Genomic DNA, 12,917 nt, shown 5'->3' with positions numbered 1-12,917 from the left:
CGCTGACAGGACCGACGCCGGGACCTCGGGAGGAACCGAGCGCAACGCGTTCGTGGTCGTCTCGAACCGCCTCCCCGTGGACCGCGTCGTGGCCGAGGACGGCACCGCCTCCTGGAAGACCTCGCCCGGCGGGCTGGTCACCGCGCTCGAGCCCGTGATGCGTGCGAACGAGGGCGCCTGGGTCGGCTGGCCCGGCGTGGCCGACGAGGAGGTCGCCCCGTTCGTCGACAACGGCGTGCAGATCGTCCCCGTCGCCCTCAGCGCGCAGGAGCTCGAGGACTACTACGAGGGCTTCTCGAACGACACGCTGTGGCCGCTCTACCACGACGTGATCGCGCCCCCGACCTACCACCGCGACTGGTGGGACGCCTACGTGCGGGTCAACCAGCGCTTCGCCGAGGCGGCCGCGGCCGTGACGGAGGAGGACGGCGTGGTCTGGGTGCAGGACTACCAGCTCCAGCTCGTGCCCAAGATGCTGCGGGAGCTCCGGCCCGACGTCACGATCGGCTTCTTCAACCACATCCCGTTCCCGCCCTACGGGATCTTCGCGCAGCTCCCGTGGCGCCGGCAGATCGTCGAGGGCCTGCTCGGCGCCGACGTGATCGGCTTCCAGCGCCAGGGAGACGCGGGCAGCTTCCTCCGCGCGGTCCGGCGCCTGCTCGGCTACGACACCCGCAGCACGGTCGTCGAGGTCCCGGTCGAGGAGGAGGCCGTCGGCGGCACCCGCCGCGTCAACCGCTCGCGGCGCGGGGCGAGCGTGCGCCCGGTCGTCGCCCGGCACTTCCCGATCTCGATCGACTCCGCGTCGTTCGAGGCGATGGCGCGCACCCCCGAGATCCAGGCCCGCGCCGCCGAGATCCGCGCCGAGCTGGGCAACCCCGCGACGATCATGCTCGGCGTCGACCGGCTCGACTACACCAAGGGGATCGGCCACCGCCTGAAGGCCTTCGGCGAGCTCCTGGCGGACGGCCGCCTCACCTCCGAGGACGCGGTGCTGGTGCAGGTCGCGAGCCCGAGCCGCGAGCGCGTGGACACCTACCGGCAGCTGCGCGACGACATCGAGCTGCAGGTCGGCCGGATCAACGGCGACTACAGCACGCTCGGGCACCCGGCGATCAGCTACCTCCATCACGGCTACCCGCGCGAGGAGATGGTGGCGCTCTACCTCGCCGCCGACGTCATGCTCGTCACGGCGCTGCGCGACGGGATGAACCTCGTCGCGAAGGAGTACGTCGCGTCCCGCTTCGACAACGACGGCGTGCTCGTGCTGAGCGAGTTCGCCGGAGCGGCCGACGAGCTCAAGCAGGCCGTGCAGGTGAACCCGCACGACATCTCGGGGCTGAAGGACGCGATGGAGGCCTCGGCGCGGATGCCGCGCGTCGAGCGCACCCGGCGCATGCGCGCGCTCCGTCGCCGCGTGCTCGAGAACGACGTGGCGCGCTGGTCCGAGTCGTTCCTCTCCGCTCTCGCGGAGCACGCGGCCGGCCAGCAGCTCGACGTGCGGCCCGCCGCCCGCGGGCAGGAGGCGCCGCACGGCCAGGAGGCCGAGCACCGCGACGACGCGGCCCACGGACAGGCGGCCGAGCTCGAGCGGGAGGCCGCCGACGACCGCGAGCTCGACGGCGGCGCGCGATGAGCGAGGGAGTGCCCGAGCGGCTCGCGGCGGCGCTGCGGGAGCTCGCCGCGGCCGACCGGCTCCTGGTGGCCCTCGACTTCGACGGCACCCTCGCGCCCGAGGTCGACGACCCCGCCCGCGCGCGGGCGCTCCCCGAGGCGCGCGAGGCCGTGCTGCGGCTCCTCGCCCTCCCCGGCACCCGGGTCGCGCTGGTCTCCGGCCGGGCGCTCGGGAGCCTGGAGGAGGTCTCGCAGCTGCCGGACGAGGCGCTGCTGGTCGGCTCCCACGGCATCGAGATCCGCCTCGACCCCGAGGAGGACGCGGTCCGGCTCGACGACGACGAGCTCGAGAAGGTGGGAGTGCTCGAGGACGTCCTGAAGGGCATCGCCCGCGGGATCGACAACGTCTGGATCGAGGACAAGCCGGCCGGCTTCGCCCTGCACACCCGCCTCGCGACCGAGCGCCACAGCCGCGTCGCCCACGTCGTCGCCCTCTCCGAGGCGCGCGCCGAGGTGCAGGGGGTCACCGTCCGCGAGGGCAAGAACGTCCTGGAGTTCTCGGTCCGCTCGACCACCAAGGGCGAGGCCGTGCAGCACCTCCGCCGCTACACCGGCGCGACCGCCGTGCTCTACGCGGGCGACGACGTGACGGACGAGGACGCCTTCGCGGTCCTCGGCTCCGGCGACGTCGGCATCAAGAGCGGCGAGGGCACCACCGCGGCCTCCTACCGGGTCCGCGGTCCCGAGCAGGTCGCGCACGCACTCCGGCTGCTCGCCGACCTGCGCGCGGAGTAGCAGCCCCCTTCCGGCGGTCAGCGCCAGCGGGTCCCGGATCGCCGACTCGCCGAGGACGGCCGTCCGCCGACGCGGGGAGCGGCCGTTCGCGACGAGTCGGAGATCCGCGAGGACGTCCGCATCCGGTGCCGCTGCCGGAGGCCGGGGCAGGAACGGGTGCGCGGGCCGGTCCGGGTCCGCCCGGCGAGCAGGGGCACCGCGCGCGAGGCGGTAGCCTCATCGCATGCCGGAAATCGATTGGAAGCCCCGCTCGCGCACCGTCACGGACGGCATCGAGGCCACGACGTCGCGCGGGATGCTGCGGGCGGTCGGGATGGGCGATGACGACTGGGAGAAGCCCCAGATCGGCATCGCGTCCTCGTGGAACGAGATCACCCCCTGCAACCTCTCGCTCGAGCGCCTCGCGCGCTCCGCGAAGGAGGGCGTGCACTCCGGCGGCGGCTACCCGCTCCAGTTCGGCACCATCTCCGTCTCGGACGGCATCTCGATGGGCCACGAGGGCATGCACTTCTCGCTCGTCTCCCGCGAGGTCATCGCCGACTCCGTCGAGACCGTGATGATGGCCGAGCGCCTGGACGGCACCGTCATGCTGGCCGGCTGCGACAAGTCGCTGCCCGGCATGCTGATGGCCGCGGCCCGCCTCGACCTCGCCGCCGTGTTCGTCTACGCCGGCTCGATCGCCCCGGGCTGGGTCAAGCTCTCGGACGGCACCGAGAAGGACATCACGATCATCGACTCCTTCGAGGCCGTCGGCGGCGTCAAGGCCGGGATCATGTCCGAGGAGGACGCCAAGCGCATCGAGTGCGCCTTCGCCCCGGGCGAGGGATCCTGCGGCGGCATGTACACCGCCAACACCATGGCCAGCGTGGCCGAGGCGCTCGGCATGAGCCTGCCCGGCTCCGCCTCGCCCGCCGCCGCCGACCGCCGCCGCGACTACTTCGCCCGCAAGTCCGGCGAGGCCGTCGTCGAGCTGCTGCGCAACGGCACCACGGCCCGCGACATCCTCACCAAGAAGGCGTTCGAGAACGCGATCGCGGTGGCGATGGCCTTCGGCGGGTCGACCAACGTCATCCTGCACCTGCTCGCGATCGCCAACGAGGCCGAGGTCGACCTCACGATCGACGACTTCAACCGCATCGGCGACACGATCCCGCACATCGGCGACCTCAAGCCCTTCGGTAAGTACGTCATGAACGACGTCGACCGCCACGGCGGCGTCCCGGCCGTGATGAAGGCGCTCCTGGACGCCGGGCTGCTCCACGGCGACTGCCTGACGGTCACCGGGAGGACGGTCGCCGAGAACCTCGCCGCGATGGACATCGCACCGCTGGACGGCGAGGTCATCCGCACCCTCGACAACCCGATCCACGCGACCGGCGGGCTCACCATCCTCAAGGGCTCGCTCGCCCCCGAGGGCGCGGTCGTCAAGACCGCCGGCTTCGACGCCTCCGTCTTCGAGGGTCCGGCCCGCGTGTTCGAGCGCGAGCGCGCCGCGATGGACGCTCTGACCGAGGGCCGGATCGAGAAGGGCGACGTGGTGGTCATCCGCTACGAGGGCCCCAAGGGCGGCCCCGGCATGCGCGAGATGCTCGCCATCACCGCCGCCATCAAGGGGGCCGGGCTCGGAAAAGATGTACTACTGTTGACGGACGGACGATTCTCAGGCGGCACAACCGGCCTGTGCATCGGCCACATAGCTCCCGAATCGGTGGACGCAGGTCCCATCGCATTCGTTCGCGACGGAGACCCGATTCGGGTCGACATCGCCGCTCGCTCGATCGACCTACTCGTCGACGAGTCCGAGCTCGCCGCCCGCCGAGAAGGCTGGGCCCCTCTCCCTCCGCGCTACACCCGCGGTGTCCTCGCCAAGTACGCCAAGCTCGTCCGCTCGGCAGCCGAGGGCGCCGTCACCGGGTGACCCGGCCCGCTCCGGCCGGCCGCGCACTCGCGTTCCCGGGCACTCGCCTCCGGCTCTGCCCGCCGCCGCACCACCTCCTGAAGGAATCGACACCCGCATGACTCCGGATCCGTCCGCCGTGCAGCCCGCACCGACGCCCCAGCCACCCCGACCCGCCCACGCTCCCGGGGCCGCCCCCGCGGCCGAGGTCCTCACCGGAGCGCAGGCGGTCGTCCGCTCGCTCGAGATGCTCGGGATCGAGGACGTCTTCGGCCTGCCCGGCGGCGCGATCCTCCCGGTCTACGACCCGCTGATGGACTCCTCGAAGATCCGGCACATCCTGGTCCGCCACGAGCAGGGCGCCGGCCACGCCGCCGAGGGCTACGCCTCGGCGACCGGCAGGCTCGGCGTCTGCATCGCGACCTCGGGCCCCGGAGCGACCAACCTGGTCACCGCGATCGCGGACGCCTACATGGACTCGGTCCCGATGCTCGCGATCACCGGCCAGGTGTTCTCGACGCTCATGGGGACCGACGCGTTCCAGGAGGCGGACATCGTCGGCATCACGATGCCGATCACGAAGCACTCCATCCTCGTGACGCGTCCCGAGGACATCCCCTCGGCCCTCGCCTCCGCCGCGCTGATCGCCACCACCGGCCGCCCCGGCCCCGTGCTGGTCGACATCACGAAGGACGCGCAGCAGGACCAGGCGCCGTTCCTCTGGCCGCCGAAGATCGACCTGCCCGGATACAGGCCGGTCACGAAGGCCCACGGCAAGCAGATCCAGGCCGCGGCCCAGCTGCTGGTCGAGTCGAGGAAGCCGGTGCTCTACGTGGGCGGCGGCATCATCCGCGCCCGCGCGGCCGCCGAGCTGAAGGCGTTCGCCGAGGCCTGCGGCGCTCCCGTGGTGACCACGCTGATGGCGCGCGGAGCGTTCCCGGACTCGCACGAGCAGCACCTGGGCATGCCCGGCATGCACGGCACCGTCCCCGCGGTGCTCGCGCTGCAGGAGGCGGACCTGATCCTCGCGCTGGGCTCGCGCTTCGACGACCGCGTGACCGGCAAGGCGGCGCTCTTCGCGCCCCACGCCAAGGTCGTGCACGTCGACATCGATCCGGCCGAGATCTCCAAGATCCGCACCGCCGACGTGCCGATCGTGGGCGACCTGAAGGACGTCCTCCCGGACCTCACCGACGCGTTCGCCAAGGCCTCCGCCGACGGCCGCGCCGACACCTCCGAGTGGTGGAGCTACCTCAAGGGCCTGCAGACGGAGTTCCCGCTCGGCTACACCGAGCCGAACGACGGCCTGCTCTCGCCGCAGTACGTCATCAAGCGCATCGGCGAGATCACCGGCCCCGAGGGCGTCTTCGCCTCCGGCGTCGGCCAGCACCAGATGTGGGCGGCGCAGTTCATCAAGTACGAGCGCCCCAACTCGTGGCTGAACTCCGGCGGCGCCGGCACCATGGGCTACTCCGTGCCCGCGGCGATGGGCGCCAAGGTCGGCGAGCCCGAGCGCACCGTGTGGGCGATCGACGGCGACGGCTGCTTCCAGATGACCAATCAGGAGCTCGCCACCTGCACGATCAACGACATCCCGATCAAGGTCGCGGTGATCAACAACTCCTCGCTCGGCATGGTGCGCCAGTGGCAGACCCTGTTCTACGAGGGCCGCTACTCCAACACCGACCTCAACACGGGTCACGACACCGTCCGGGTGCCCGACTTCGTGAAGCTCGCCGACGCGTACGGCGCGCTCGGCATCCGCGTCACGAAGCCGGAGGAGATCGACGACGCCATCCGCCTCGCCATCGCCACCAACGACCGGCCCGTGGTGATCGACTTCGTCGTCAGCCGCGACTCCATGGTCTGGCCGATGGTCCCGCAGGGCGTGTCCAACAGCTACGTCCAGTACGCCCGAGACCACAGCCCGACCTGGGACGACGAGGAGTAGACCCGCATGACGCACCACGTTCTCTCCCTGCTCGTCGAGGACAAGCCGGGACTGCTCACCCGTGTCGCCGGGCTGTTCGCCCGCCGCGGCTTCAACATCGAGTCGCTGGCGGTCGGTCCGACCGAGCTGGCCGGGCTCTCCCGCATCACGGTCGCCGTGGACGTCGAGGACCTGCCGCTCGAGCAGGTCACGAAGCAGCTCAACAAGCTCGTCAACGTGATCAAGATCGTCGAGCTCGACACCGACCAGTCGGTCCAGCGCGAGCATCTGCTCGTCAAGGTCCGCGTCGACAACGTCACGCGCTCGCAGGTGCTCGAGGCCGTCACGCTCTTCCGCGCCCGCGTGGTCGACGTCGCGACCGACGCCCTGGTGATCGAGGTCACCGGCGACACCGGCAAGACCAACGCGTTCCTGCGGGTGATCGAGCCCTACGGCATCAAGGAGATCGCGCAGTCGGGCCTGCTCGCCATCGGGCGCGGCTCCAAGTCGATCACCGAGCGCGTCTTCAAGAACTGACCGCGAACTCTCCACTACAGAAAAGGACTCACCACGTGACCGAGCTCATCTACGACGCCGACGCCGACCTCTCCATCATCCAGTCCAAGAAGGTCGCGATCGTCGGCTACGGCTCGCAGGGCCACGCGCACGCGCAGAACCTCCGCGACTCCGGCGTCCAGGTCGTCATCGCGCTGAAGGAGGGGTCGAAGTCGACCGCCAAGGCCGAGGACGACGGCTTCGAGGTCAAGAGCGTCGCCGACGCCGCGGCCTGGGCCGACCTGATCATGATCCTCGCGCCGGACCAGCACCAGCGCGCGATCTACAGCGAGCAGATCGCCTCCGCGCTGACCGAGGGCAAGACCCTCGCCTTCGCGCACGGCTTCAACATCCGCTTCGGCTACATCGAGGCGCCCGCGGGCGTCGACGTCATCCTCATCGCGCCGAAGGCCCCCGGCCACACCGTGCGCCGCGAGTTCGTCGCCGGCCGCGGCATCCCGGACATCATCGCCGTCGAGAACGACGCGACCGGCACCGCCTGGGAGACCGCGAAGTCCTACGCGAAGGCCATCGGCGGCACCCGCGCCGGCGTCATCAAGACCACCTTCACCGAGGAGACCGAGACCGACCTGTTCGGCGAGCAGGCCGTGCTCTGCGGCGGCACCTCGCAGCTCGTCCAGTACGGCTTCGAGACCCTCGTCGAGGCCGGCTACCAGCCCGAGATCGCCTACTTCGAGGTGCTGCACGAGCTCAAGCTCATCGTCGACCTCATGTGGGAGGGCGGCATCGCCAAGCAGCGCTGGAGCGTCTCCGACACCGCCGAGTACGGCGACTACGTCTCCGGCCCGCGCGTCATCGACCCGCGCGTGAAGGAGAACATGAAGGCCGTCCTCGGCGACATCCAGAGCGGCGCCTTCGCGAAGCGCTTCATCGGCGACCAGGACGCGGGCGGACCCGAGTTCCAGGAGCTGCGCGCCAAGGGCGAGAAGCACCCGATCGAGGAGACCGGCCGCGAGCTGCGCAAGCTCTTCGCCTGGAAGCAGACCGACGAGGACTACACCGACGGCAGCGTCGCGCGCTAGTCGCACCGCGTCGACCGGGGGAGCCCCGGCCCGACGAGGGACCCGTCCACCGGGACCCCTCGCCGGGCCGGGGCTCCTCCGCGTCCGGGGCGCGACTACCGCTCGAGCTCGCGGACGAGACGGCGGAGACCGCCCTTCGGCGGGACGAGGACGGGGTCCGGCCACCGGGGCGAGAGGTGGTCGCCGAGCGTCACCCGGCGCAGCTTGCGGCCGACGAGGGGGAGGACCCAGTCGGCCGCCCAGCGGCGCTGCTCGCGCAGCCGTGCGCGGAGGCGGAGCGGCTCGGGAGCGTCCCAGGGCCCGGTCGAGATCGTGTGCGGCACGCCGAGCGCGTCGAGCACGCGGCCGGCCAGGACGCGGTGCCCGCGCTTGGAGAGGTGCATCCGGTCGGGCGACCAGAGCACGGGGGAGTGGAACTCCCGCATCGCCCAGTAGTCGACGAGGATCGCGCCCCGCTCGCGGGCGATCCGGCGGACGGCGCTGTTGTAGAGGTGGTTGCGGCGCAGGAACATCCGCGGGGCGGGCAGTCCCGGGATGTCGACGCCGGTGAAGAGCACGAGGGAGGCGCCGGTGGTCGCGAGCGCGTCGACGAGCGCTTCGTAGCGGGTGATCAGATCGACGGTGTCGGTGCCGAGGTCGAGGATGTCGTTGCCGCCGGCGTACAGCGTGATCAGGGTGGGGCGGAGTGCGAGGGCGGGCGCGAGCTGGTCCTCGGTGATCTGGGCGAGGCGCTTCGAGCGGACGGCGAGGTTCGCGTACTCCCAGCCCGGCTCGGCCTTCGCCAGGCGCTCGGCGACGCGGTCGGCCCAGCCGCGCACCCCGTTCGGCAGGCGCGGGTGCGGGTCGCCGACCCCCTCCGTGAAGGAGTCGCCGAGGGCGACGAAGCGGCGGCGGCGGTCGTCCATCCGCTCAGCCTCGCCCCCGGGGGAGGACGCGGGGTGTCCGCCGGGTGTCGGGGAGGCGGCGGCGGGCTCCGAGCCTCCTGCGAGGTGCGCGCGGCTAGGGTGTTGCGGTGATCGATGGTGGACCGGGCCGCTCCCCGGAGGACGACGACGCGGCGACCCCGCCGGCGGACCGCGGGCCGGACGCCGGCCCGGAGGACGACGCCGACGACGAGGCCCTGGAGTGGGCGGGCGAGGGCGCGGACCCGACGCTCGCCGCGGGGACGGCGCGCGTGCGCCGGACGCCCCGCACGGTCGCGGGGGCGGGCCCGGCGGACGACGGCTCGGACGACGACGACTCCGAGGACGAGGACCCCGACGACGAGGCCGCGTCTTCGTCGGCTCTGCTGATCGCCGCGGGCATCGCGGCCGGCCTCTACCTCCTGTACGCCATCGCCTGGGCGATCACGGCGACGCGGCAGTCGCCGGTCGCCGCGGCCGGCTTCGCGGGCGATGCGCTCGGCGGCGCCCTCTACTCGCTCGGGCTCTGGCTGGCGGTCCTGGCGCCGCCGGTGTGGTTCGCCGTGGTGCTCCTCGCCACCCGCGACTCCCGGGTGCGCACCCGCGTGCTCTGGCTGGTCGCCGGACTCGTCCTCCTCGCTCCGCTGCCGTTCCTGAAGGGGGCCTGATGACCGACTCGACCCGGGCCACCCTCGGCGGGACCGGCCGGCGCGACCGGCCCGGCCGGCGCCTGGCCGCCTCCGTCCTCGTCGCCGTGGTGTTCGCGCTCTTCTTCGCCTGGGACGTCTGGGAGGCGGTCGGCAACCTGATCGGCCTGCGCAGCTACGCGGCCTCCCTCGGCACCGACCTGAATCCGACGGGCTGGGCGGTGCTCCTGCTCGGCCTGGTGCTGCCGGTCGCCTGCTTCGTCGCCGCCGTCCTGCTCGGGCGCCGCCGGGGGCTCCCGGCGCGCGTCGGACTGCTCGCGGCGGCCCTCTGCCTCTCGGCGGCGCTCTCGCTCGACGAGCAGCTCGTCCTCGGCGTCGAGAGCCTGGTCTCGCTGAGCTGACCGGCGGCGTCACACGGCGCGGGGCGCGCGCACCCCTCCGCTACAGTGACGGGGGGCTGCCGACGCCCCCGCCTCGGTGCCCGCTCCGTCCCCTCTCCGAAGGAAGCGCCTCTCGTGACAAAGCCGGTCGTCCTGATCGCCGAAGAACTCTCGCCCGCCACCGTGGACGCGCTCGGTCCCGACTTCGAGATCCGCTCCGTGGACGGCACCGACCGCCCGGCGCTGCTCGAGGCCCTCGCCACGGCGCACGCGATCCTCGTGCGCTCCGCGACGCAGGTCGACGCGGAGGCGATCGCCGCGGCCCCCTCGCTCCAGGTGATCGCCCGCGCCGGTGTGGGTCTGGACAACGTCGACATCACCGCCGCGACCGCTGCGGGCGTCATGGTCGTGAACGCGCCGACCTCGAACATCATCTCGGCCGCCGAGCTCACCGTCGGCCACATCCTGAGCCTCGCCCGCCACATCCCCGCCGCGCACAGCGCGCTCGCGCAGGGCCTCTGGAAGCGCTCGAAGTACACGGGCGTCGAGCTCTACGAGAAGACCGTCGGCATCATCGGCCTCGGCCGCATCGGCGCGCTGATCACCGCGCGCCTGCAGGCCTTCGGCGTGAACGTCGTCGCCTACGACCCCTACGTGACCAGCGCCCGCGCGCAGCAGCTCGGCGTCACGCTCCTCTCCCTGGAGGAGCTGCTGGCCGAGAGCGACTTCATCACGATCCACATGCCGAGGACCCCCGAGACGACGGGCATGATCTCGGACGATCAGCTGGCGCTGATGAAGCCGTCGGCGTTCATCGTGAACGTGGCCCGCGGCGGCCTCATCGACGAGGACGCGCTGCACCGCGCGCTCGTCGCGAAGACCATCGCCGGCGCCGGGCTCGACGTGTTCGTCAAGGAGCCGCCGACCGGATCGCCGCTGCTCGCCCTCGAGAACGTGGTCGTCACTCCGCACCTCGGAGCCTCGACCGACGAGGCGCAGGAGAAGGCCGGCGTCTCGGTCGCCCGCTCGGTGCGCCTCGCGCTCTCGGGCGAGCTCGTGCCGGACGCCGTGAACGTCGCCGGCGGCGTGATCGACGAGTACGTGCGCCCCGGCATCCCGCTGGTCGAGAAGCTCGGCCAGGTCTTCTCGGGCCTCGCGGACTCGCCGGTCACGTCCATCGACGTCGAGGTGCGCGGCGAGCTCGCCGGCTACGACGTGAAGGTCCTCAAGCTGGCGGCTCTCAAGGGCGTGTTCACCAACGTGGTCTCGGAGACGGTGTCCTACGTCAACGCGCCGGTGCTCGCGGAGCAGCGCGGCATCGAGGTGCGCCTGATCACTGAGCCGGTCTCGGACGAGTATCGCAACGTGATCACGCTGCGCGGCGCGCTCTCGGACGGCTCGCAGATCTCGGTCTCGGGCACGCTGACCGGCACCAAGCAGGTCGAGAAGATCGTGGCGATCAACGGCTACGACGTCGAGGTCCCCCTCGCGAAGCACCTCGTCGTCATGAGCTACGTCGACCGCCCCGGGATCGTCGCGGTCTACGGCCGCGAGTTCGGCGACGCCGCGGTCAACATCGCGGGCATGCAGATCGCGCGCACCGAGGCGGGCGGCAAGGCGCTCTCGGTGATCACCATCGACTCTCCCGCCCCTGACGGCCTGCTCGAGAAGGTCCGCGTCGCGATCGACGCCGACCTCATGCAGGAGATCGACATCACCGAGCAGTGAGCACGCGGCGGTTCGCTCAGGTCGACGTCTTCGGCGCCGCGCCGTTCCGGGGCAACCCGGTGGCGGTCGTCGTCGACGGCGACGGCGTGGGCGACGCCGCGATGGCGGAGTTCGCGCGCTGGACGAACCTCTCCGAGACGACCTTCCTCCTCCGCCCGAGCGACCCCGCGGCCGACTACCGGCTGCGGATCTTCACGCCGGGCGGGGAGCTGCCCTTCGCCGGGCACCCGACCCTCGGGAGCGCGCACGCCTGGCTCGCGGCCGGAGGGACGGCCCGCGCGGCGGGGGAGCTCGTGCAGGAGTGCGCCGCGGGTCTCGTCCGGCTGAGGGTGACGGAGGAGGGCATCGCCTTCGCCGCCCCGCCCCGCCGGCGGACCGGACCGGTCGACGAGGCGACGCTCGAGCGGGTGGCTGCGGCTCTGCGGATCCCGCGCGCGGAGATCCTCGACCACGAGTGGGTCGACAACGGTCCCGGCTGGCTGGCCGTGCGGCTCGCGTCGGCGGAGCAGGTCCTCGCGCTGCGGCCGGACCAGGCTCTCCTCGCCGGGCTCCCCGTCGGCGTCGTGGGCGAGCATCCGGCGGGAGGCGAGTGCGCGGTCGAGGTGCGGGCGTTCATCCCCGACGCCGGTGTGTCCGAGGACCCGGTGACGGGGAGCCTCAACGCGGGGATCGCCCAGTGGCTGATCGGCAGCGGCGTGCTGCCCGAGCGCTACACGGCCGCTCAGGGGGCGGCGCTGGGCCGAGCCGGGCGCGTGCGCGTCGAGAGCACGGACGGCGCGATCTGGATCGGCGGCGCGACGGTGACCCTGATCGACGGGGTCGTCGAGCTGTAGCGGGTACGCCGGGGGCGGCGCGGCTCAGCTCCCGAGGAGGCGCTGGACGACCGCGAGGACGTCCTCGGCCTCGCCGCGCGACTGCGAGCCCGTGGGGAGCAGGGCGGAGTTGTAGTAGAGCCCGTCGCTCATCAGGACGATCGCCCGGGCGACGAGCGGGTCGCCCACGGCGTCGGCGACCACCTCGTTCCAGCTGTCGTGGATCCGCGCGAGGCCGCCGCTGGCGCGCTCGTCGTGCCCCTGCGCGATGCGCGACACGGCGAGGATCGTGCGGTCGAAGGCCGAGTCGGCGGCGAAGGAGGTGCGCAGCAGGTAGGCGACCACGCCCTCGGGAGCGGCGAGGCTCTGCGCGACGTCCGCCTCCCGCCGCGCGTCGAGGCGCTGCAGGAGCCCGTCGACGAGGGTGTCCTTCGAGGGGAAGTGGTAGAGCAGCCCGCCCTTGGAGACTCCGGCCTCGCGGGCGACGGCGTCGAGGGTCGCGGCGCGCTCGCCCTGCTCGATGAGGAGCTGCTCGAACGCGTCGAGGACGCGGTCGCGGGCGGGGGCAGGAGGCACAGCGACCATCCTACGGCGGATCAGTGGCGACTGTACCG

At 72.4% G+C, this 12,917-nt stretch carries 12 protein-coding genes; 10 read left to right on the top strand and 2 right to left on the bottom strand.

Going from position 1 to position 12,917, the window contains the following annotated elements; all coding sequences use genetic code 11:
* The first annotated feature begins 52 nt into the window (after window positions 1-52).
* The 6 genes from C5B98_RS05920 (at window position 53) to ilvC (ending at window position 7,834) form a co-directional block, all read left to right on the top strand.
* Window positions 53-1,636, top strand: a complete 1,584-nt coding sequence (locus tag C5B98_RS05920; protein WP_104250140.1) for a trehalose-6-phosphate synthase — start codon at window positions 53-55, stop codon at window positions 1,634-1,636.
* Window positions 1,633-2,409 (top strand): trehalose-phosphatase, encoded by a 777-nt coding sequence (otsB, locus tag C5B98_RS05915; RefSeq protein WP_104226245.1) that lies wholly within the window; start codon window positions 1,633-1,635, stop codon window positions 2,407-2,409. Before C5B98_RS05920 ends, otsB begins: the two co-directional genes overlap by 4 nt.
* A 223-nt stretch (window positions 2,410-2,632) precedes the next feature.
* Entirely contained in the window at window positions 2,633-4,327 is a 1,695-nt protein-coding gene (gene ilvD / locus C5B98_RS05910; RefSeq protein ID WP_104250142.1) for a dihydroxy-acid dehydratase, read from the top strand.
* A gap of 97 nt (window positions 4,328-4,424) precedes the next feature.
* A complete protein-coding gene (locus C5B98_RS05905; protein WP_104226247.1) occupies window positions 4,425-6,257 on the top strand; it encodes an acetolactate synthase large subunit in 1,833 nt (610 codons plus the stop codon).
* Window positions 6,258-6,263: 6 nt separating this feature from the next.
* Window positions 6,264-6,773: an acetolactate synthase small subunit gene (gene ilvN / locus C5B98_RS05900; protein WP_104223540.1), complete on the top strand. Its 510-nt coding sequence runs from the start codon at window positions 6,264-6,266 to the stop codon at window positions 6,771-6,773.
* 35 nt (window positions 6,774-6,808) lie between these two features.
* Window positions 6,809-7,834, top strand: a complete 1,026-nt coding sequence (gene ilvC, locus C5B98_RS05895; protein ID WP_104223539.1) for a ketol-acid reductoisomerase — start codon at window positions 6,809-6,811, stop codon at window positions 7,832-7,834.
* Between the two features lie 95 nt (window positions 7,835-7,929).
* Here the strand turns inward: ilvC and C5B98_RS05890 are convergent, their stop codons facing one another.
* Complete coding sequence (locus C5B98_RS05890) at window positions 7,930-8,739, bottom strand: SGNH/GDSL hydrolase family protein (RefSeq protein ID WP_104292018.1); 810 nt, start codon at window positions 8,737-8,739, stop codon at window positions 7,930-7,932.
* A gap of 107 nt (window positions 8,740-8,846) precedes the next feature.
* Here C5B98_RS05890 and C5B98_RS05885 point away from each other — a divergent pair, with 107 nt between their 5' ends.
* The 4 genes from C5B98_RS05885 to C5B98_RS05870 all read left to right on the top strand — a co-directional run bounded on the left by C5B98_RS05885 (window position 8,847) and on the right by C5B98_RS05870 (window position 12,324).
* The gene (locus tag C5B98_RS05885) at window positions 8,847-9,404 is read left to right on the top strand and encodes a hypothetical protein (RefSeq protein WP_104327449.1); all 558 of its coding nucleotides are present in this window, start codon (window positions 8,847-8,849) and stop codon (window positions 9,402-9,404) included.
* The gene (locus tag C5B98_RS05880) at window positions 9,404-9,784 is read left to right on the top strand and encodes a hypothetical protein (RefSeq protein ID WP_104327448.1); all 381 of its coding nucleotides are present in this window, start codon (window positions 9,404-9,406) and stop codon (window positions 9,782-9,784) included. The genes C5B98_RS05885 and C5B98_RS05880 overlap by 1 nt, the downstream gene beginning before the upstream one ends.
* Before the next feature lie 114 nt (window positions 9,785-9,898).
* Complete coding sequence (serA, locus tag C5B98_RS05875; protein ID WP_104223535.1) at window positions 9,899-11,491, top strand: phosphoglycerate dehydrogenase; 1,593 nt, start codon at window positions 9,899-9,901, stop codon at window positions 11,489-11,491.
* Window positions 11,488-12,324, top strand: coding sequence for a PhzF family phenazine biosynthesis protein (locus C5B98_RS05870; RefSeq protein ID WP_104268716.1), 837 nt, complete (start codon window positions 11,488-11,490; stop codon window positions 12,322-12,324). The genes serA and C5B98_RS05870 overlap by 4 nt, the downstream gene beginning before the upstream one ends.
* Before the next feature lie 24 nt (window positions 12,325-12,348).
* Here C5B98_RS05870 and C5B98_RS05865 read toward each other — a convergent pair whose 3' ends face one another.
* Entirely contained in the window at window positions 12,349-12,888 is a 540-nt protein-coding gene (locus C5B98_RS05865; RefSeq protein ID WP_219814430.1) for a TetR/AcrR family transcriptional regulator, read from the bottom strand.
* Window positions 12,889-12,917: the final 29 nt, after the last annotated feature.

It is taken from the genome of Rathayibacter sp. AY1A5 (genome assembly GCF_002930875.1).
Classification (GTDB): Bacteria; Actinomycetota; Actinomycetes; order Actinomycetales; family Microbacteriaceae; genus Rathayibacter.
Note: the sequence above shows the minus strand (reverse complement) of the source record. Positions and strands in the feature narration are given on the sequence as shown.

Excerpts from the sequence above, each read along its gene's own strand:
- ilvD (WP_104250142.1), top strand. The coding sequence starts at position 2,633 with ATGCCGGAAATCGATTGGAAGCCCCGCTCGCGCACCGTCACGGACGGC.
- C5B98_RS05890 (WP_104292018.1), bottom strand. The coding sequence starts at position 8,739 with ATGGACGACCGCCGCCGCCGCTTCGTCGCCCTCGGCGACTCCTTCACG.
- otsB (WP_104226245.1), top strand. The coding sequence starts at position 1,633 with ATGAGCGAGGGAGTGCCCGAGCGGCTCGCGGCGGCGCTGCGGGAGCTC.
- C5B98_RS05905 (WP_104226247.1), top strand. The coding sequence starts at position 4,425 with ATGACTCCGGATCCGTCCGCCGTGCAGCCCGCACCGACGCCCCAGCCA.
- C5B98_RS05865 (WP_219814430.1), bottom strand. The coding sequence starts at position 12,888 with ATGGTCGCTGTGCCTCCTGCCCCCGCCCGCGACCGCGTCCTCGACGCG.
- C5B98_RS05880 (WP_104327448.1), top strand. The coding sequence starts at position 9,404 with ATGACCGACTCGACCCGGGCCACCCTCGGCGGGACCGGCCGGCGCGAC.
- ilvN (WP_104223540.1), top strand. The coding sequence starts at position 6,264 with ATGACGCACCACGTTCTCTCCCTGCTCGTCGAGGACAAGCCGGGACTG.